This window comes from Litoreibacter ponti, assembly GCF_003054285.1.
Lineage (GTDB): Bacteria > Pseudomonadota > Alphaproteobacteria > Rhodobacterales > Rhodobacteraceae > Litoreibacter > Litoreibacter ponti.
In genome coordinates, this window is record NZ_QBKS01000001.1 from 1,157,462 (window position 1) to 1,175,210 (window position 17,749).

At 63.5% G+C, this 17,749-nt stretch carries 20 protein-coding genes; 14 read left to right on the forward strand and 6 right to left on the reverse strand.

Translation table 11 applies throughout. The features are described 5' to 3' along the window. The first annotated feature begins 66 nt into the window (after positions 1-66). Positions 67-984, forward strand: a complete 918-nt coding sequence (locus C8N43_RS05790; RefSeq protein ID WP_107844696.1) for an AraC family transcriptional regulator — start codon at positions 67-69, stop codon at positions 982-984. Here C8N43_RS05790 and C8N43_RS05795 read toward each other — a convergent pair. Continuing rightward, entirely contained in the window at positions 973-1,398 is a 426-nt protein-coding gene (locus C8N43_RS05795; protein ID WP_107846256.1) for a DUF6314 family protein, read from the reverse strand. The two genes, C8N43_RS05790 and C8N43_RS05795, sit on opposite strands and share 12 nt — an antisense overlap. Before the next feature lie 12 nt (positions 1,399-1,410). Beyond that, positions 1,411-1,758, reverse strand: coding sequence for a hypothetical protein (locus C8N43_RS05800; RefSeq protein WP_245912915.1), 348 nt, complete (start codon positions 1,756-1,758; stop codon positions 1,411-1,413). Between the two features lie 83 nt (positions 1,759-1,841). On the opposite strand from C8N43_RS05800, the gene purB reads away from it, so the two are divergent. From purB to C8N43_RS05815, 4 genes are all read left to right on the forward strand, one after another. Next, positions 1,842-3,146 (forward strand): adenylosuccinate lyase, encoded by a 1,305-nt coding sequence (gene purB, locus C8N43_RS05805; protein WP_107844697.1) that lies wholly within the window; start codon positions 1,842-1,844, stop codon positions 3,144-3,146. Positions 3,147-3,275: 129 nt separating this feature from the next. Further along, positions 3,276-3,437 (forward strand): hypothetical protein, encoded by a 162-nt coding sequence (locus C8N43_RS19715; protein WP_170114412.1) that lies wholly within the window; start codon positions 3,276-3,278, stop codon positions 3,435-3,437. Positions 3,438-3,644: 207 nt separating this feature from the next. Next, positions 3,645-4,184 (forward strand): tetratricopeptide repeat protein, encoded by a 540-nt coding sequence (locus tag C8N43_RS05810; RefSeq protein ID WP_107844698.1) that lies wholly within the window; start codon positions 3,645-3,647, stop codon positions 4,182-4,184. 104 nt (positions 4,185-4,288) lie between these two features. Further along, positions 4,289-5,404, forward strand: a complete 1,116-nt coding sequence (locus tag C8N43_RS05815) for a FliG C-terminal domain-containing protein (protein ID WP_158269920.1) — start codon at positions 4,289-4,291, stop codon at positions 5,402-5,404. A 50-nt stretch (positions 5,405-5,454) separates the two neighbouring features. On the opposite strand, the gene lon is transcribed toward C8N43_RS05815, so the two are convergent. Beyond that, complete coding sequence (gene lon / locus C8N43_RS05820; RefSeq protein ID WP_107844700.1) at positions 5,455-7,866, reverse strand: endopeptidase La; 2,412 nt, start codon at positions 7,864-7,866, stop codon at positions 5,455-5,457. A gap of 307 nt (positions 7,867-8,173) precedes the next feature. On the opposite strand from lon, the gene C8N43_RS05825 reads away from it, so the two are divergent. Both C8N43_RS05825 and C8N43_RS05830 read left to right on the forward strand, forming a co-directional pair. Continuing rightward, entirely contained in the window at positions 8,174-9,025 is an 852-nt protein-coding gene (locus tag C8N43_RS05825) for a hypothetical protein (protein WP_107844701.1), read from the forward strand. Positions 9,026-9,066: 41 nt separating this feature from the next. Next, positions 9,067-9,567 carry a YcxB family protein gene (locus C8N43_RS05830; protein ID WP_107844702.1) on the forward strand — a complete coding sequence of 167 codons (501 nt, stop codon included), beginning with the start codon at positions 9,067-9,069 and terminating at the stop codon, positions 9,565-9,567. 64 nt (positions 9,568-9,631) lie between these two features. Here C8N43_RS05830 and tgt read toward each other — a convergent pair whose 3' ends face one another. Then, a complete protein-coding gene (gene tgt, locus C8N43_RS05835; protein WP_107844703.1) occupies positions 9,632-10,762 on the reverse strand; it encodes a tRNA guanosine(34) transglycosylase Tgt in 1,131 nt (376 codons plus the stop codon). 52 nt (positions 10,763-10,814) lie between these two features. On the opposite strand from tgt, the gene rimK reads away from it, so the two are divergent. Together rimK and C8N43_RS05845 are read left to right on the forward strand one after the other, a co-directional pair. Continuing rightward, on the forward strand, positions 10,815-12,215 hold the full coding sequence (gene rimK / locus C8N43_RS05840; protein ID WP_107844704.1) for a 30S ribosomal protein S6--L-glutamate ligase: 1,401 nt from the start codon (positions 10,815-10,817) through the stop codon (positions 12,213-12,215). Continuing rightward, positions 12,212-12,907 (forward strand): lysozyme family protein, encoded by a 696-nt coding sequence (locus C8N43_RS05845; protein ID WP_107844705.1) that lies wholly within the window; start codon positions 12,212-12,214, stop codon positions 12,905-12,907. Before rimK ends, C8N43_RS05845 begins: the two co-directional genes overlap by 4 nt. 1 nt (position 12,908) lies before the next feature. On the opposite strand, the gene C8N43_RS05850 is transcribed toward C8N43_RS05845, so the two are convergent. Continuing rightward, a complete protein-coding gene (locus C8N43_RS05850; RefSeq protein ID WP_107844706.1) occupies positions 12,909-13,589 on the reverse strand; it encodes a DUF4336 domain-containing protein in 681 nt (226 codons plus the stop codon). A gap of 182 nt (positions 13,590-13,771) precedes the next feature. Between C8N43_RS05850 and C8N43_RS05855 the strand changes: the two genes are divergently transcribed. Genes C8N43_RS05855 through C8N43_RS05865 form a run of 3 tightly spaced genes read left to right on the forward strand, consistent with a single transcriptional unit; the run spans position 13,772 to position 14,816 of the window. Then, positions 13,772-14,134 (forward strand): SUF system Fe-S cluster assembly protein, encoded by a 363-nt coding sequence (locus tag C8N43_RS05855; RefSeq protein WP_107844707.1) that lies wholly within the window; start codon positions 13,772-13,774, stop codon positions 14,132-14,134. After that, positions 14,134-14,496, forward strand: a complete 363-nt coding sequence (locus C8N43_RS05860) for a HesB/IscA family protein (RefSeq protein ID WP_107844708.1) — start codon at positions 14,134-14,136, stop codon at positions 14,494-14,496. Before C8N43_RS05855 ends, C8N43_RS05860 begins: the two co-directional genes overlap by 1 nt. Continuing rightward, on the forward strand, positions 14,493-14,816 hold the full coding sequence (locus C8N43_RS05865; protein ID WP_107844709.1) for a TfoX/Sxy family protein: 324 nt from the start codon (positions 14,493-14,495) through the stop codon (positions 14,814-14,816). Before C8N43_RS05860 ends, C8N43_RS05865 begins: the two co-directional genes overlap by 4 nt. On the opposite strand, the gene C8N43_RS05870 is transcribed toward C8N43_RS05865, so the two are convergent. Then, positions 14,803-15,714, reverse strand: a complete 912-nt coding sequence (locus C8N43_RS05870; RefSeq protein WP_107844710.1) for an isopenicillin N synthase family dioxygenase — start codon at positions 15,712-15,714, stop codon at positions 14,803-14,805. The genes C8N43_RS05865 and C8N43_RS05870 overlap by 14 nt on opposite strands. Positions 15,715-15,788: 74 nt before the next feature. On the opposite strand from C8N43_RS05870, the gene tpiA reads away from it, so the two are divergent. Together tpiA and C8N43_RS05880 are read left to right on the forward strand one after the other, a co-directional pair. Then, the gene (gene tpiA / locus C8N43_RS05875; RefSeq protein ID WP_107844711.1) at positions 15,789-16,538 is read left to right on the forward strand and encodes a triose-phosphate isomerase; all 750 of its coding nucleotides are present in this window, start codon (positions 15,789-15,791) and stop codon (positions 16,536-16,538) included. 48 nt (positions 16,539-16,586) lie between these two features. Continuing rightward, positions 16,587-17,747 (forward strand): cytochrome P450, encoded by a 1,161-nt coding sequence (locus tag C8N43_RS05880; protein ID WP_107844712.1) that lies wholly within the window; start codon positions 16,587-16,589, stop codon positions 17,745-17,747. Positions 17,748-17,749 lie beyond the last annotated feature (2 nt).

Genomic DNA, 17,749 nt, shown 5'->3' on the forward strand with positions numbered 1-17,749 from the left:
GCAGATCGTCCAATTTACCTGCCATTGTCTTGGCATGGCAAAAACTTGCCTCTTTTACTTTGCGGGATGAAGGACGTGTTCAAGGATTTGCTCGATCTGATGCGTGTGCGCAGCACCGCATATGTGGGCAAGAACATGTCTGAACCCTGGAGCATCCTGATCGACGAGCACGACGCGCTCGCCCGGTTTCACCTCGTGGTCGAGGGAGAGACCTGGATCGGCCTGCCCGGCGGCAACGACGGCGTGATCCTTGGGCCGGGCGATCTGGCGATCTTCCCCGCGGGCAGGGCTCACGAGTATCGCAACCCCGGCAACACCGCCCCGCCCGAGACGCGTTTCCTGCCGGATTTCGACGCAGGCCCCTATTTTCACGCCCCAAGCGGCGAGCCCGGGCGCACCAACATGCTGTGCGGCTACTTCCGCCTGTCAGAGCGTACACCGCCCGCCATCCTGTCGCGGCTGCCCGATATGATTGTTGAGCGCGCCAGTGACGCGCGCAGTAAGGTCGATATGGTAATCGACCTGATCCGCGAAGAGCTTCTGACCCGCGGGCCCAGCTCGCATATCGTGCTGAACCGTCTGACGGAAATCCTGTGCGTCAAAGCGGTCTCCACCTGGCTGGAGGACGCGCTTGCCCGCGACACGCATCTGCAGGCGCTGGCCGATCCGCGCACCAAGCTCGTGCTCGACAGCATCCATGCGGACCCGACGCAGGACTGGACCGTTGAGAGCCTCGCGCGGGTCTACGGCCAGTCGCGCACCGCCTTCGCCGAGCATTTCAAGGAGGCCACCGGCCTGACCCCGATCAATTACGTGCGGCGCTGGCGCATCCGCCTTGCCTGCACCATGCTCGAGGAAAGCCAGATGACCATCGACGAAATCGCGTTCAAATCGGGCTATTCTGACACCAACGCCTTCAACCGCGCCTTCAAGCGCGAGACCGGCAACTCGCCGGGCGCTTACAAGCGGATGCTACGCGCCTGACGCGCGGCGGTACTCCGAGATCATCCGGTAGTCCTTCTCCGGCCCCACGACCCGCCACGCGGCCCGCCAGACGGGCCAGGCGCTGAAATCATAGCTCACATGGTAGAAATCCGGATCGCAGTGGTGATTGTCGTCGGGCATCAACCGGTCCAGCGCGATGTGGTGGAACGGCCGCCCGTCGGCGAAGGACACCGCGATGCCGTCCTCTGATGCCTCCCAGATATAGGCGCGGGTCGCCGTCATCGGCGCCTGCCCCGCGTAGCTCAGCTGGCCCTCTTCCTCGTAGCGCATCCGGCCTTCGCCATCTGGTGTGAACCGGGCGACCCCCTCCAGCGTGCCCTCTTCGCCATTGCGGCGGTCGGCGATCTGGCGGCTGAGCTGCCACGCCCCTTCGAACTCTTCAAGCTTGCGCACGTGCCGCATCCGTTACTCCGCGTAAACACCCACTGTTGCGGCGCCACCCTCGCCGATAAACTTTAAGCTTCCATTGCCGCCATGCCGGGCCACACCGAAGCAGGCCCATGTATCTGAGGGCGGCCACTGGCTGCAATAGCGGTTTCCCTCGACCCGCCAATAGCCCCATTCCGTGCGCCCGCTGTCGTAGGATGTGCGCCCCGACGCGTAGAAATGCTGCCGGGCGCGCTCATAGACCAAGCCGCGATCCGTCAGCGCCGTGCCGATCTGCGCACCGCTCAGCGCCACCCACTCCTGCTCCGCCTCTGCGCTCCAGCATAGCACAATTGCGGCAAAAACGGCAGCCCATCCTCTGCGCATGGCCCGCTCCTTGGTTGTTCCCTTGAGCGGCGCAGTTTAAGAGGCCCTCAACGCCCACACAATTCACGAAAGAGCGCTGCTTCATGATCCCCCGTTACTCCCGCCCCGAGATGGTCGCCATCTGGTCGCCCGAGACCAAGTTCCGCATCTGGTTCGAGATCGAGGCCCATGCCTGCGATGCCATGGCCGATCTGGGGGTGATCCCGCGCGAAAACGCGCAAGCGGTGTGGAAGGCCAAAGATGTGGAGTTTGACGTGGCCCGCATCGACGAGATCGAAGCCGTGACCAAGCATGACGTCATCGCCTTCCTGACCCATTTGGCCGAACATGTGGGCAGCGACGAGGCGCGCTTCGTGCATCAGGGCATGACCAGCTCCGATGTGCTGGATACCTGTTTCAACGTGCAGCTCGTGCGCGCCGCCGATATCCTGATCGCGGATGTCGAAGCCCTGCTCGCCGCCCTCAAGCGCCGCGCGATGGAGCATAAAGACACCCTGCGCGTTGGCCGCTCCCACGGCATCCACGCAGAGCCCACCACCATGGGCCTGACCTTCGCGCGCTTCTACGCCGAGATGGACCGCAATCTCGCCCGCCTGCACACCGCCCGCGACGAGATCGCCACCGGCGCGATTTCCGGAGCGGTCGGCACGTTTGCCAATATAGACCCGCGCGTCGAAGAGCATGTCTGCGAAAAGCTTGGCCTCAGCCCAGAGCCGATCTCGACCCAAGTCATCCCCCGCGACCGCCACGCGGCCTTCTTCGCGGCGCTTGGCGTCGTCGGCAGCTCGATCGAGAATATCGCGACGGAAATCCGCCACATGCAGCGCACCGAGGTGCTGGAAGGCGCGGAATTCTTCTCCATGGGCCAGAAAGGCTCGTCGGCCATGCCCCACAAGAAGAACCCGGTGCTGACTGAGAACCTGACCGGCCTCGCCCGCCTTGTGCGCATGGCCGTGGTCCCCGCGATGGAGAACGTGGCGCTCTGGCACGAGCGCGACATCTCCCACAGCTCGGTCGAGCGCAACATTGGCCCCGACACCACGATCACGCTGGACTTCGCGCTGGCCCGCCTGACCAGCGTCATCGGCAAGATGCTGATCTTCCCCGACAATATGCTCGACAACATGAACAAATTCCCCGGGTTGGTGATGAGCCAGCGCGTCCTGCTGGCGCTCACGCAAGCGGGCGTGTCGCGCGAGGATGCCTACGCGATGGTACAGCGCAACGCGCTCAAGGTCTGGGAGCACCGCACCGATTTCCGCGAAGAATTGCTGGCCGACGAAGAGGTCTGCAAGGCTCTCTCGGTCGAGGAGATCAACGAGAAATTCGACATGGGCTACCACACCAAACATGTGGACACGATCTTCAAGCGGGTCTTCGGTGCCTAAATATCCGGCACGTCCCCGCTTCGTTTTGGCCAAAATACTCTAATCCAGCGCCCGGGTCCCCTCGGGCGTTTTGCCTTTTCGGCGCGCCATGCTAGCTTCCCCGGTATCCATTAACGGGAGACCCTGACTATGACCAAGACGAAGACACTCCTCGCCGTCGCGGCCCTGGCCCTGACCCCAACGCTTGCCGCTGCCGAATGCAGCTACGGCAAACAACAGCAAGCCTCGACCTGCGCCACGGGCGCCGTCTGGGATGCAGATGCAGGCAAATGCGTGGCCACCACCGGCTGAGCCTTCGCTCATAATGACAGTTTCGAGCCCCGCCGCGACACCCTCGCGGTGGGGTTTTTCGTTGAGCGGATGGTTTCTTCTTCGACCGGAGCGCGGCGGATCAATAGCGCGCCAAAGCAATGCTTTTCCGCAAATTCAAATCAGGGTGTGAATAATCCATGGGCCCGACGCGTATCTCCCCTACATCACACCCAAAGGAGCCACACGATGCCCAGAACGATCCTCTTCGCCACCGCCCTCATCTGCCTGCCCGCCCTTGCCTTCGCCGCCGGGTCCGGCAGCAGCGCCGCGCCCACCTCGACCAAGACCGCCTCGGATTGCAAAGCGGGCCAGGTCTTCGACCAGCGGACGAAAAGCTGCCTCGACAGCAAGTCCGACCTGATCGACGACGACGCCCGCTACGAGGCCGTGCGCGAGTTGGCCTATGACGGGCAATACGACCGCGCGCTCAAGGTGCTCGCGTCGATGAGCGACCAATCCGAGAGCCGCGTTCTGACCTATTACGGCTTCATCACCCGCAAACAAGGCGACATGGCGGGCGGGTTTGCCTACTACACCGCCGCGCTTGAGGCCGACGCCGACAACATCCTCGCGCGCTCCTACATGGGTCAGGCCATGGTGCAGCTGGGCCAGATCGGTGCCGCCCGCGCGCAACTGGCCGAAATTCGCAGCCGCGGCGGCGACGGCACCTGGGCAGAGGCCTCTTTGAGCAAGGCCATCGCCACCGGCGCGACCTTCAACTACTGAATCTGCCTAAAATGCCCCCGGTTTTCGGGGGCATTTGCTACGCTTCCTTAACATCTCGCGCATCTATTCGGGGGTGCGAGACTGTAATTGGGATGGGGATCATCATGGAAACCGGCACAATGCCGCGCGGCGGGACCGCGCTGACGAGGCTTGGCATGGGCGGCAAGCTGGCCGATCCGGCCTTCCGCTTCGACGGCTCTGACACGCCGATGAAGCTTGCGGGCGCCCAGAAGGCCGCGGTGATCGTGCAGATGATCGTCGATGCGGGCGGCAAGATCCCTCTCTCCGTCATGTCGGAGGCCACGCAGGTCCATCTCGCCCGCGTCTATGCCTCGATGGGGCCGATCAACAAGGCCACCGTATCTTCCGTGCTGGACGAGTTCGCGACCCATCTGGAAGCGCATGGCCTCAGCTTTCCCGTCGACACCGCCGCCGCGCTGGAGGCGCTGCAAGGCCATCTAAGCGACGATCTGCTCGAGCGGATGAAACAGGTCCACAACCCCTCCCTGCCGAAGAACACATGGGAGACGATCGCCGACCTGCCCGCCGAAGACCTCGCGGAGCGGCTCAAGACGGAAAGCCCGCGCGTGGGCGCCATCATTCTGTCCAAGCTCCCCTCCGCCCGGGCTTCCGAAGTGCTTGAGCTGCTCGATCAAGACACCGCCAACGCGGTCACTTACGCAATTTCCGAAACCGAAGCGGTCCGGTCGGAAACCGTTGATGTCATCGCACAAACCATGCTGGGCGGGGATGCAGGGGATGCTGGCTCCGGCACAGTATTCTCCACCGGTGCCGCGGCTCGGGCGGCAGAACTGCTCAACGCCGCAGGCAGCGCCCAGCGCGATCAGGTGCTGGCCGCCCTCGACACGCTGGACGAGGCGTTCGCCGCACAAGTGCGCAAGGCGATCTTCACCTTCGCCGATATCACCAGCCGCGTCGCGCCTACCGATCTGCCCAATGTTGTGCGCGTCCTGCCCGGCGAGGAGCTGACCGCGGCGCTCAAGGCGGGCGAGGCGGAACATGGCGAGGTGGTCGAGTTTATCCTCGAAAACCTGTCCAAACGCATGGCCGACCAGATGCGTGAAGAACTGGCAGAGGCCCCGGACCTCAAGGGCAAGCCCGCCGAAGCCGCGATGGGCAAGCTCACCGCCGCGATCCGCGATCTGGTCGACAAGGGCGAGATGACGCTGATCACGCCCGACGACACGGACGACACATAAAAAAGGCGGCCGTAACAGGCCGCCTTTTTTCAATTGCAATGATGCGTGGCTTAGTGCGCCGTGGCCGTATCGCCGCCGTCACTCTTGGCGGCCAATGCAGCAGCTGCGGCGGCCTCTTCAGCCGCCTCGTCCCACTCGACAGGCTCGGGCGTCGAGGTCAGCGCGTGCTTTAGCACTTCCGATACATGGGTCACGGGGATGATCTCCAGCCCCTCTTTGACGTTGTCGGGGATCTCGGCCAAATCCTTCTCGTTTTCCTGCGGGATCAGCACCGTCTTGATGCCGCCACGCAGGGCTGCGAGCAGTTTCTCCTTCAACCCACCAATGGGCATCGCGTTGCCGCGCAACGATACCTCACCCGTCATGGCGATATCGCGACGCACCGGGATGCGGGTCAGCACCGACACGATCGAGGTTACCATCGCCAAACCGGCCGACGGGCCATCCTTTGGCGTCGCGCCATCGGGCACGTGCACGTGGATGTCCATCTTGTCGAAGGCCGGCGGCTTCACCCCGATCTCGGGCGAGATTGAGCGCACATAGGAAGACGCCGCATCAATCGACTCCTTCATCACGTCGCCCAGCTTGCCGGTCGTTTTCATCCGGCCCTTGCCCGGCAGGCGCAGCGCCTCGATCGACAAGAGCTCCCCACCGACAGAGGTATAGGCCAGCCCGGTGACCACACCGATCTGGTCCTCTTCTTCGGCAAGACCGTAGCGGAACTTCTTCACGCCCAAGAAATCGTCGAGATTATCAGGGGTTATCACGACTTTCTCATCTTCCTTGCGCACGATCTTCGTCACCGCCTTACGGGCCAGCTTGCCAATCTCGCGCTCCAGATTCCGCACCCCCGCCTCGCGAGTATAGGTGCGGATCATCTCCAGCAGCGCTTCATCCGTCAGCTCGAACTCGCCCTTCTTCAGGCCATGGTTCTTGATCTGCTTGGAGATCAGGTGCTGCTTGGCAATCTCGGACTTCTCATCCTCGGTGTAGCCCGCCAGCGGGATGATCTCCATGCGGTCCAGAAGCGGCCCGGGCATGTTGTAGGAGTTCGCCGTCGTCAGGAACATCACGTTCGAGAGGTCATATTCGACCTCCAGATAGTGATCGACGAAGGTGCCGTTTTGCTCCGGATCAAGCACTTCAAGCATGGCAGACGCCGGATCGCCCCGGAAATCCTGCCCCATCTTGTCGATTTCATCGAGCAGGATCAGCGGATTGGTCGTCTTCGCCTTCTTCAGCGCCTGAATGATCTTGCCCGGCATCGAGCCGATATAGGTCCGACGGTGGCCGCGAATCTCGCTTTCATCGCGCACGCCGCCTAGCGAGATGCGAATGAACTCGCGTCCCGTGGCCTTGGCGACGGATTTGCCCAGTGACGTCTTGCCCACGCCCGGCGGGCCCACAAGGCACATGATCGGCCCCTTGAGCTTCTTTGAGCGCTGCTGCACGGCCAGGTATTCAACGATCCGTTCCTTAACCTTTTCAAGGCCATAGTGATCATCGTCGAGCACTTTTTGCGCGCGCGTCAGGTCCTTTTTCACGCGGGATTTGACGCCCCACGGGATGCCGAGAATCCAGTCGAGATAGTTACGCACAACAGTCGCTTCCGCCGACATCGGGCTCATATTCTTGAGCTTCTTGATCTCGGCCTCGACCTTCTCGCGCGCCTCCTTGCTCAGCTTGGTCTCCGCGACCTTCGCTTCCAGCTCGGCCACTTCGTTCTGGCCTTCTTCGCCGTCCCCCAGCTCCTTCTGAATGGCCTTCATCTGCTCATTCAAATAGTACTCGCGCTGGGTGCGCTCCATCTGGGATTTGACGCGCGTCTTGATCTTCTTTTCGACCTGCAGCACCGACATCTCACCCTGCATCAGGCCGTAGACCTTCTCGAGCCGCTCGGCGACCGACAGGGTCTCCAGCAGCTCTTGCTTCTGGTGCACCTCGACGCCCAGATGCCCGCCCACAAGGTCGGCCAGCTTGTTGGGTACTTCGGTCTCCGCCACGGAGGCCAGCGCCTCCTCGGGGATGTTCTTCTTCACTTTTGCGTAGCGCTCGAATTCTTCACCCACGGAGCGCACAAGCGCCTCGATGGTCGTGTCGTCGCCGTCGACCTCGTGAAGCTCGATGGCCTGCGCCTCGAAAAAGCTATCGTTTTCAACGTATTTGACGATTTGAACGCGCGAGCGGCCTTCCACCAGCACCTTCACGGTGCCATCAGGCAGTTTCAGCAGCTGCAGCACGTTTGCCAGCACACCCACCTCGTAGATGCCGTCTGAGGACGGGTCGTCGACAGAGGGGTCGATCTGGCTGGACAGCAGGATCTGCTTGTCGTCCTTCATCACCTCTTCAAGCGCGCGCACCGACTTCTCGCGGCCCACGAAGAGAGGCACGATCATGTGCGGGAACACCACGATATCTCGCAGCGGCAGCACAGGGTAGGACAGGGTCTGTTGCTCGGTCATATTTTATCCTTTTTGGCAAGATCGCCCGGGTCCCGCATTTGCAGCAACCATGGGGTGATCTCCGGCTTGGAATTGAAAGGTGGGCATTGCCCGCGACTCTTTCAACGCGCCGCCGTGTGGCTTGGCTCCAGTTTGGCCCTCCGCGCCTTGAGATACAAGCGGATCGGGCAGGCATTTTAGTGCAATTTTAGCCAGTTTTGGCCGTCAGAAGGCCCCCGATTGCACCCAATGCAGCCTCACTGCTGCCCAATTGCTGAGTGAGAGTTAGCGTGTAGTTCGTTAATTCAAGCATGCAGGTACCCCGCTTATGCTCAGCATTCTCTTGCGCCACTATCGCCGAATAGCCGTCTTTGCGGGCGGTCTGGCGCTGTTTTGCGCAATGCTCGTGGCCCAGGCCGGCCTGCAATACGGCACGCCGGTCTATATCGGCGGCTTCCTGTTGCTTTTGGGCCTGTTCGCGGCGCTGACACTCGCGCTCTACAAGGTCGCGCCGCGCTATCGCGGTCTGCTCGAAATCGTGGGCCTTGGCGCTTGGGCCGGAACCTTCGCCTTGCTGATGCCCGGCACTGGGCTGATCGCCATGGCGCTCGGCCTCGTGGTATTCGTTGCATCCAGCGTCGGGCTTTTCATGTTCCTGCGCTCCGATATGTCGCATCGCATCGGCAACCAGACGACATGGCGTGACCGCTATTCCGGGCAGGTGAGCTACCCCGCCCGGCTGGTGTGGCGTCATGTGGTCCCTGGCGCCGCAGAGCCCGGCGATCACTGCACCGGCATGATGGAACGCTACGATGTCGATCCCGATGACCCGGACACGGTGCATGTAACCTTCAAGGGCCGCAACGACCGCGCCGCCGCCTACACGCTGACCTTCCTCGAGCGCGACCAGCCCAATTCCTGCCGCTTCTTCTTCCAGGGCAATGAGGCCGACGGCACACTCGTCGATGGCATCTTCTCGCTGCGCATCACCGTGCTCGACCGCGACAGCTGCTTTGTCTCCTGCGTGGAAGAGCGTTGCGGTCTCAGCCTCGGCTCCCTGTTGGAGCGCTGGTTTGACGATGCTCTGGGCTTCCAGCACGACCGTCTCGTCGACAAGCTCGACACGCTCTACGGCGAGAAATACGGCGCGCGCAAACCGTCCATGCTGGCGACCGAGTAGACCCGCTCGCGCGGATCGGCGATCTGGTCTAGAAGGCCGATATGGCGATCACCCTGACCTACAGCTTCACCGAGGACGAATTCATGCGCGCCGCCCGCGTGCTTTGGTCCTATCGCGGCATCGGCGATGTCGGAAACTGGGTGCTGGTGGGCCTCAGCCTGATCGCAGGCCCCGCGCTGTTACTCAACGGTCTCTGGACAGGGTGGCTGTTTCTGGGGGCGGCCGCGATCTTTGCCACGATCACATGGGCGCGCAATCGCATCTGGCGACGCGCCTTCCCGAAAATGGTGAAATACACCGCGCCGATCACCGCGACCTTCAGCCCGGACGGCGTCCACACCGTCTCCGCTCAGGGCGAAAGCACGCTGCCTTGGAAGAAGTTTCAAAGCTACGCCGAGACGCCGAATTACGTCTTCCTCTTTCTCAGCCGCCGCGATTTTTCGGTTATTCCCAAATCCGCCGCCCAGGATCCGATGCAAATCGAAGAGCTGCGCGACCTGATGGCCGCCAACCTGCCGCGCGCAAAAATGCGCTGGACCTGAAAATACGGGAGGGCGGGCGGGGCGAACTGGCCCGTAAGGGACAGGAGCGTCGCCTCGCCCGACGCTACACGGGCTCGATATCCCCGTCGGCGCGGGTGGCGTGAAAGCCCCGCACGAACGCCGCCAAATCGCCTGCCGCAATCGCGCCATGCAGCCCGGCCATCAGCTCTTGGTAGTAATGCAGGTTGTGCCAGGTCAAAAGCATGCCAGAAATCATCTCTTGCGCCTTGAAGACATGGTGCAGATACGCTCGCGAGTAGTTCGAACAGCACGGGCAGCTGCATGCCTCGTCCAGCGGGCGCGGGTCTTCCTGGTGACGCGCATTCTTGATGTTGACCACCCCGCGCCGGGTGAACGCCTGCCCCGTGCGCCCCGACCGCGACGGCAGCACGCAGTCGAACATGTCGATGCCCCGCTCCACCGCGCCCACGATGTCGTCGGGCTTGCCCACGCCCATCAGGTAGCGCGGGCGGTCCACGGGCAGCTGCTCCGGCGCATAATCGAGACAGCCAAACATCGCCTCCTGCCCCTCGCCCACGGCCAGACCGCCCACCGCGTAGCCCTCGAACCCGATGGCGCGCAGCGCCTCGGCGCTCTCTTCGCGGAAATCCTGCTCCAGCCCGCCCTGCTGGATGCCAAACAGCGCGTGGCCTGGACGGTCGCCAAAGGCCTCGCGCGACCGCGCGGCCCAGCGCATGGACAGCTCCATGCTTTCCTTGATGCGCGCGCGATCGGCAGGTAGCGCGGGGCATTCGTCAAAGCACATCACGATGTCAGAGCCCAGAAGCCGCTGGATCTCCATCGACCGCTCCGGGCTCAGCATGTGTTTTGAGCCGTCGATATGGCTGCGAAACGTCACCCCCTCCTCGGTCAGCTTGCGCAGATCGGCCAGGCTCATCACCTGAAACCCGCCACTGTCCGTCAGGATCGGCCGCTCCCAGTTCATGAACTTGTGCAACCCGCCAAGCTTCGCGATCCGCTCCGCCGTGGGCCGCAGCATCAGGTGATACGTGTTGCCCAGCAGAATATCGGCCCCCGTCGCGCGCACGCTTTCGGGCATCATCGCCTTCACGGTGGCCGCCGTGCCCACCGGCATGAAGGCCGGCGTGCGAATATCTCCTCGCGGGGTCTTGATTGTGCCGGTGCGCGCACGATCATCTGTCCCGTGCAGCTCAAATTCAAATCTCTGTGTCATGTCGCGGGCAATACGGCTAAACCAGAGGACTAATCAAGTGGAGGCCACGCCTATGACAGACGACACCCAATTGACCCTGGGATGGGAGGAGTGGCTGAGCCTGCCCGACCTGTCGCTGCCCACGATCCGCGCCAAGATCGACACCGGGGCCAAGACCTCCGCGCTCCACGCCTTCGATATCGAGCCTTTCGGCTCCGCCTCCCGGCCCAAGGTGCGCTTCGCGGTGCACCCGATCCCCGGCAATGACGACATGACCATCCCCTGTTCCGCCAACATCATCGACCGGCGCGAGGTGATCTCGTCCAACGGCGAGAGCGAGCTGCGCTATGTGATCGAGACGACGCTGGCCGTCGGCGGCCAGAGCTGGCCCATCGAGGTCACGCTGACCGACCGCTCGTCCATGGCCTACCGGATGCTTCTGGGTCGTCAGGCCCTGCGCGAGAACACGCTTGTCTCGCCCGCCGAGAAGTTCTGCCAGCCCGAGCTCAGCTATGACGTCTACACCGCCGCCAAGCTGCGCCGCGTCACCAGGGCGCGCGCGTTGCGGGTCGCGGTGCTCTCGCGCGAGCCCGGCAGCTATTCCACCGCGCGGCTGGTTTCCGAGGGCGAGAACCGCGGCCACGTGGTCGAGGTGATCGACACCACCCGCTGCTACATGGCGATCAACGCCCGCGCGCCCGAAGTCTACTACGACGGCAAGCGCCTGCCCCGCTTTGATGCCGTGATCCCGCGCATCGGCGCCTCGATCACCACCTATGGCTGCTCGATCCTGCGCCAGTTCGAAACGCTCGGCACCTATTGCGTCAACGGCTCCGACGGCATCGCCGCGTCCCGCGACAAGCTCCACGCCCACCAGGTGCTCGCCCGCCACCGCATCGGCATGCCGACGACCGCCTTCGCCGCCTCACCCAAGGACACCAAAAACCTGATGGATCTCGTCGGCACCGCACCCCTGATCGTCAAGCTGCTCGAATCCACCCAAGGCAAGGGCGTCGTGCTGGCCGAAACCAAGAAAGCCGCCGAATCCGTGATCGACGCCTTCCGGGGCCTCAAGGCGAACTTCCTCGTGCAGGATTTCGTCAAAGAAGCTGCGGGCGAGGACATTCGCTGCCTCGTCATAGGCGGCAAGGTCGTGGCCTCGATGAAGCGCACGTCCGACGGTGACGACTTCCGTTCTAACCTGCATCGCGGCGGCACCGCCAAGGTCGTGCGCATCTCCAAGGAAGAGCGCGACGTCGCTACCCGCGCCGCCAAGGCGTTCAAGCTGGGGCTTGCGGGCGTGGACCTGTTGCGATCGTCAGAGGGGCCCAAGGTGCTTGAGGTCAATTCCTCCCCCGGTTTGGAGGGAATCGAGAAGGCGTCCAAGAAGGATGTCGCGGGCATGCTCTTTGATCAGATCGAGCTGCGCGTCCGCCCCGCCCCGCTCAAGAAGAAATCCAGCACCAAGGCATGAAGCGGCGCGCCTTTCTCTTGGGCGTTCTGGCCGCCACAAGCGCGCACGCGCAATCCGCGCGCTACGAGCTGGAGAATTCGCTGACCGACCGCGCCAAGTGGCGCAGCTTTGGCAATAAGGACTGGCTGACAGGCGACCCGATTGAGCGCGCCCGTTCCGGACGCCCCCAGCTGCGCACGATCGAACTGTCCCGCGTTGGCGGCTCGACCCCGGTGGCGCGCCTGAAGTCGCTGATCGCCTTGGCCGAGGCAGGACCCAAAGGCTACGACGCGGTCCATGTCGGCGCACGTATCAAGCCGCCGGGACGCCCGACGCAGCTGACGCTCGGCCAAATCCTGACATGGATCCGCGCAACCCCGGGCCAGCCCCATGCCATCGGGCGCTACCAGTTCATCCCCTCCACCCTGAAAGTGCTGATGCGCCGCGCGAAGCTGTCGCAAGGCACGCGCTTCTCGCCGCAGGTGCAGGACCGCCTTGCCGATTTGCTGCTCGCCGATGCGGGCCTTGCCAAGTTTCAGGCGGGCCGCCTGTCGCGCGCGCGGTTCATGGACAATCTCGCCCGTATCTGGGCGGGCCTGCCGACCGGCTCCGGTAAAAGCTATTACGACGGCTACGCCGGCAATCGCGCGACGCTGACAAGGGCCTATTACGACGCCAAGATGCGCGAATTCTTTCCCCGCGCCCGCGGCTAGCCTAGCCGGTCAGCCATTTGAAGCTGCGTTTCAGAAACGCCTGCCCATCGCGCTCGATCACCGGTCCATGGGCCATCACCACCCGCTCTGCGGGCCAGTCCAACATCCGTCCGACCGCCTCGCGGATCACCACGCCGCGGCCCAGGGCCAGCCGGAATTTGCGCGGCACCTGCGGCGCGTCCGCCGTCATCAGATCAAGCCGCGCCACCAGCGCACGCCAGCCCGAGAACCAGCCTTTCGGCATCTGCTGGAGCAGATCGCAGATCAGCACCGTCCCGCTTTCGCGGTGGAAGAAGGCAATCTCGTCACTGATCCGGTTCGGCAACAGAACCTGCGCGAGGTCGCTTTGCCACGGCCCCGGTCGGTCGGTCATTTCCGTTATGTCGAGTTCCGGCCGCTTGGCGCCGACGCCCGGCGCGCCATAAACAGCAGCTTCCGGGAACGCCCGCGCCCACGCGGGCATCGCCATGTGGTGCAGATGGTTCGGCGCGATCAGGTAGCGCACATCGCCCAGCTCGCGCATCGCTTCCAGCAGCCCCGATGTCGGCGCGATGGGGGACCAGACGAACAGGCCCGACTTTAAGGCGATCACCACCATGCGCGTCGGATAGTGAAATCCCGCCGCGGCCACGATGTCGGGGCCGTCGCATATCCAGATCTTCGGGCCGATAGGGATCAGCATCCGCCGCTCCTGCGTTGCACTTTCGCCAGAGTAGCGCACGCAGGGTCCGACAGAAAGCCGACGCAAAGCCGACAGGTATCCGACCGCCCTTTCGGGGCGTCAAAAAGCCCTTGGTGCGCCTCTGGACGAACCTTCGCGCAATCCTTATATCTTTACTCAACAATCCCCGATGGATGACCCAGATGAACCAGCCGACCGAAAACCTCGAGGGCACGCCGCTGATCAAGCCCTCCTCGACGGATCACCCGCTCTACGACAACGTGGTCGAGGCCTGTCGCTCCGTCTATGACCCTGAAATTCCAGTGAATATCTATGATCTGGGACTGGTCTACACGATCGATATCTCGGATCAGAACGAGGTGTCCATCGTGATGACCCTGACAGCCCCCGGCTGCCCCGTGGCAGGTGAAATGCCCGGTTGGCTGGCAGAGGCCGTGGAGCCGCTCGACGGCATCAAACAGGTCGATGTCGAGATCACCTGGGACCCGCCCTGGGGCATGGAAATGATGTCCGACGAGGCCCGCCTGGAATTGGGATTCATGTGATGTTTATCCCCGGAAAACAAGCAGTTACCCTAACCCCAAAAGCCGCGGCACATATCGCCCGACTGATGGAGAAGGACGGCCACACGGCGCTGAAAATCGGCGTCAAAAAGGGCGGCTGCGCGGGCATGGAATACACGATGGACTACATCGACGAGCTCGGCGAGCACGACGAAGTGGTTGAGCAGGACGGCGCCCGCGTGGTGATCGCCCCGATGGCGCAGATGTTCCTCTTCGGCACCCAGATCGACTACGAAACCTCACTGCTGGAGAGCGGGTTCAAGTTCATCAACCCCAACGTCTCCGAGGCCTGCGGCTGCGGCGAGTCGATCAAGTTCGACGACGCCCTCTTCGCCAAGAAATGAGCGTGTCGGAGGCGGATATCGCCTTCGCACTCGAGCTCTTCGACGGCCTGCCCGCCATCACAACCCGCAAGATGATGGGCGGGCTGTGCCTGTATTCCGAGGGCACGATCTTCGCCCTGCTCTACTCCGACGGCACGCTGTTCATCAAAGGCGCAGGCGAATTTCAGCAGGAAATTGAAGAGCTTGGCGGGGTGCGTTGGACCTACACCCGCGACAACGGCAAGGTGACGTCCATGCCCTACTGGTCAATCCCCGACCAGTTCCTCGATGACCCCGCCGAGGCGCAAGCGCTCGCCCGCCGCGCGCTCAGTCACCTTTGAGATGCACATAGGTCTCGTTGAAGCGCTTGGTCAGATGCACACCCGCCTCGATCACCTCGCCTGAGCCAATCGGCGCGACATTCACGTCGTAATTCGGGTTGAAAAACAGCGGGATCGACAGCCGCTCCGCATCGCCCCCCACGACTCTGTGCGGCGTCGCACGCACGGCCCCGTTCGTCCACATCTCGATCATCTCGCCGAAATTGATCACGAACTCCCCCGGCGGGGCCGAAACCGGAATCCACCCGCCCCCGCGCTTGCGCACCTCCAGCCCCGGCGAGCCATCGGTCGCCAGCAGCGTCAGGCAACCGTAATCGGTATGGGTCGCGATACCGAAATCCTTCTCCCCCGCCCAGGCCGGGCGCTCGGGATAGTAGTTCCCGCGCAACAGCGCCATCGGCGCGCTGAACGCGTCCTCGAAATAGCGCGCATCCCCGCCCACCGCGGCGATAATGTCGCCCAGCAGCGCCTTCGCCACCACCAGCGATTTCGCGTAATAATCACTGATCCGCCGCTGAAACGCAGGCATCCCATCCGGCCATTGGTTCGCCGCGTAAACCTTCAGATCGCGCGCGGCCAGCGGGTGGCCTGCGGGCAGCTCAAAGCCGCAATCGAAGACCTGCTTGTAGTCGGGGTTGGCGTCCGGATCGACCTGCTCTGACCCCTGCGCGCCCCAGCCCCGGTTCGACTTGGTGCGGTCCATGTTCACCGCTTCTTTCAGCGCCACCGGCAATTTGAAAAAGCCGCGATAGGCATCAAGCGCCGCCTCGACCTCCGCCGCGGTCAGGGCGGTGTTGTAGACCGTCAGAAACCCGATCTCCTGCGCGCCCGCCTTCGTGGCCGCCACCGCGCCTGGGTCCCCCGCCGCCAGCGCCTGCGCATCAATTCTCGGGATCATCGCTCTCTCCCCATTACTCCCTTGCCCTTCGCTCTACCCTTTGCGACGTTGCAAGCCAACCGAAGGGAGATGTCATGCGCAGAAAACTGGCCGCCGGAAACTGGAAGATGAACGGGCTCAGCGCCCAATTGGCAGAGATCGACGCCCTGCGCACCGCGCACCCCGATCCGTCCGTCGATCTGGTCATCGCCCCCCCGGCCACGCTGATCTCGGCCATGGTCGTCAGCGCCGCCGATCATCCGCTGCAGGTGGCGGGCCAGGATTGCCACGCGTCTGAGAGCGGCCCGCATACCGGCGACATCTCCGCCCCGATGTTGAAGGATGCGGGCGCCTCCCATGTGATCCTCGGCCATTCCGAGCGGCGCACCGATCACGGGGAGGATGACGAGGATGTGCGCGCCAAGGCCCGCGCGGCGCTCGCCGCTGACCTCAAGGTCATTATCTGCATCGGCGAGAGCCTTGAAGAGCGCGAGGCCGCCAATACGCTCGAGATCATCGCGGGCCAGCTCGCAGGCTCCCTGCCCGACATCCTGACCGCCGAGAATACCGTCATCGCCTACGAGCCGATCTGGGCCATCGGCACGGGCAAGATCCCGACACTCGACCAGATCGGCGAGGTGCATGATTATATCCGCTCCAAACTCGAAGCCCGCTACGGCGCGGGCGTGGGCCGCGGCATTCGTATCCTTTACGGAGGCTCCGTGAAGCCCAGCAATGCCGACGACATTTTCGCCGTCTCCAACGTGGACGGCGCGCTGGTGGGCGGTGCATCACTGAAGGCCGCAGACTTCTCGGGCATCATCACGGCGCTCGAGAACGCCTGAAGCGTCTCTGGCTTCGTTTTGGCAAAAATACTCAAACATCCCAATGGCTTGCCACAGGTCCAACAGTCACCCACTGACCGGGGCCTCAACCAGAACCCCTACCCGTTCTACGACCAAATCCGCCCGCTAGGGCCACTCATCTGGTGGGATGACTATGCCATGCCCGTGGCGGCCTCGCACGCCGTCGTCTCGCAGCTTCTGCGCGACCGCCGCTTCGGGCGCGAAAACCCAAACCCCGCCCCCGTGCCGGACCATCTCAAACCGTTCTATGCGGTCGAGGATCACTCGATGCTCGAGCTCGAGCCGCCCCGCCACACCCGCCTGCGCGGCCTCGTGCTGCGCGCGTTCACCTCACGCAGGATCAAGGAGCTTGCGCCCGAGATCGAGGCGCTCAGCCACCGGCTGATCGACGCCTTCCCAGACGGGCCTTTCAACTTGCTCGACCACTACGCGCGCCACTTGCCGGTAATCATCATCGCGCGGCTCCTGGGCGTGCCGGAGGACAAAGCCCCCCAGCTGCTCACGTGGTCCAACGCCATGGTGCGCATGTACATGGCCGGGCGTAGCCGCGCGGACGAAGACGCCGCCGCCCGCGTCGCTGGGGAGTTCTCCACCTACCTCGCAACCTATATCGACGCCCGCCGCGCCGACCTCGCAGATGACCTGATCACGCACCTGATCGCGGCGGAGGAAGATGGCGAAAAACTCTCGACCCCGGAGCTGATCACCACCTGCATCCTGCTTTTGAACGCGGGCCACGAGGCCACGGTGCACACGCTCGGCAACGGGGTGAAAACCGCGCTCGAGACGGGCTGCATCCCCGATGGCAGCGACGGCTACACAGAGGAAGTTCTGCGCCACGACCCGCCCCTGCACATGTTCACCCGCTACGCGCTGGATGAGATCGAGCTGCATGGCCACCGCTTCGCCCGTGGCGATCAGGTGGGCCTGCTCCTTGGCGCTGCCAATCGAGACCCGGATGTCTACCCAGACCCCGGCCGCTTTGATCCCACGCGCAGCGGCCCCGCGCATACCAGCTTCGGCGCGGGCCTGCATTTCTGCGTGGGCGCGCCGCTCGCACGGCTGGAGCTGGAGATCGGGATGCGTGTGTTGTTTGAGCGATGCCCAAACCTGCGCCTCGAAAGCCGACCAAACTATTCGAATGCCTACCATTTCCACGGGCTCGACGCCCTGCGCGTCACGCGCTAGGC

Excerpts from the sequence above, each read along its gene's own strand:
- C8N43_RS05800 (WP_245912915.1), bottom strand. The coding sequence starts at position 1,758 with ATGCGCAGAGGATGGGCTGCCGTTTTTGCCGCAATTGTGCTATGCTGG.
- C8N43_RS05860 (WP_107844708.1), top strand. The coding sequence starts at position 14,134 with ATGTTTATCCCCGGAAAACAAGCAGTTACCCTAACCCCAAAAGCCGCG.
- C8N43_RS05825 (WP_107844701.1), top strand. The coding sequence starts at position 8,174 with ATGCTCAGCATTCTCTTGCGCCACTATCGCCGAATAGCCGTCTTTGCG.
- C8N43_RS05790 (WP_107844696.1), top strand. The coding sequence starts at position 67 with ATGAAGGACGTGTTCAAGGATTTGCTCGATCTGATGCGTGTGCGCAGC.
- purB (WP_107844697.1), top strand. The coding sequence starts at position 1,842 with ATGATCCCCCGTTACTCCCGCCCCGAGATGGTCGCCATCTGGTCGCCC.
- tpiA (WP_107844711.1), top strand. The coding sequence starts at position 15,789 with ATGCGCAGAAAACTGGCCGCCGGAAACTGGAAGATGAACGGGCTCAGC.
- rimK (WP_107844704.1), top strand. The coding sequence starts at position 10,815 with ATGACAGACGACACCCAATTGACCCTGGGATGGGAGGAGTGGCTGAGC.
- C8N43_RS05865 (WP_107844709.1), top strand. The coding sequence starts at position 14,493 with ATGAGCGTGTCGGAGGCGGATATCGCCTTCGCACTCGAGCTCTTCGAC.
- C8N43_RS05870 (WP_107844710.1), bottom strand. The coding sequence starts at position 15,714 with ATGATCCCGAGAATTGATGCGCAGGCGCTGGCGGCGGGGGACCCAGGC.
- C8N43_RS19715 (WP_170114412.1), top strand. The coding sequence starts at position 3,276 with ATGACCAAGACGAAGACACTCCTCGCCGTCGCGGCCCTGGCCCTGACC.
- C8N43_RS05855 (WP_107844707.1), top strand. The coding sequence starts at position 13,772 with ATGAACCAGCCGACCGAAAACCTCGAGGGCACGCCGCTGATCAAGCCC.
- lon (WP_107844700.1), bottom strand. The coding sequence starts at position 7,866 with ATGACCGAGCAACAGACCCTGTCCTACCCTGTGCTGCCGCTGCGAGAT.
- C8N43_RS05845 (WP_107844705.1), top strand. The coding sequence starts at position 12,212 with ATGAAGCGGCGCGCCTTTCTCTTGGGCGTTCTGGCCGCCACAAGCGCG.
- C8N43_RS05815 (WP_158269920.1), top strand. The coding sequence starts at position 4,289 with ATGGAAACCGGCACAATGCCGCGCGGCGGGACCGCGCTGACGAGGCTT.
- C8N43_RS05830 (WP_107844702.1), top strand. The coding sequence starts at position 9,067 with ATGGCGATCACCCTGACCTACAGCTTCACCGAGGACGAATTCATGCGC.
- C8N43_RS05810 (WP_107844698.1), top strand. The coding sequence starts at position 3,645 with ATGCCCAGAACGATCCTCTTCGCCACCGCCCTCATCTGCCTGCCCGCC.
- C8N43_RS05850 (WP_107844706.1), bottom strand. The coding sequence starts at position 13,589 with ATGCTGATCCCTATCGGCCCGAAGATCTGGATATGCGACGGCCCCGAC.
- tgt (WP_107844703.1), bottom strand. The coding sequence starts at position 10,762 with ATGACACAGAGATTTGAATTTGAGCTGCACGGGACAGATGATCGTGCG.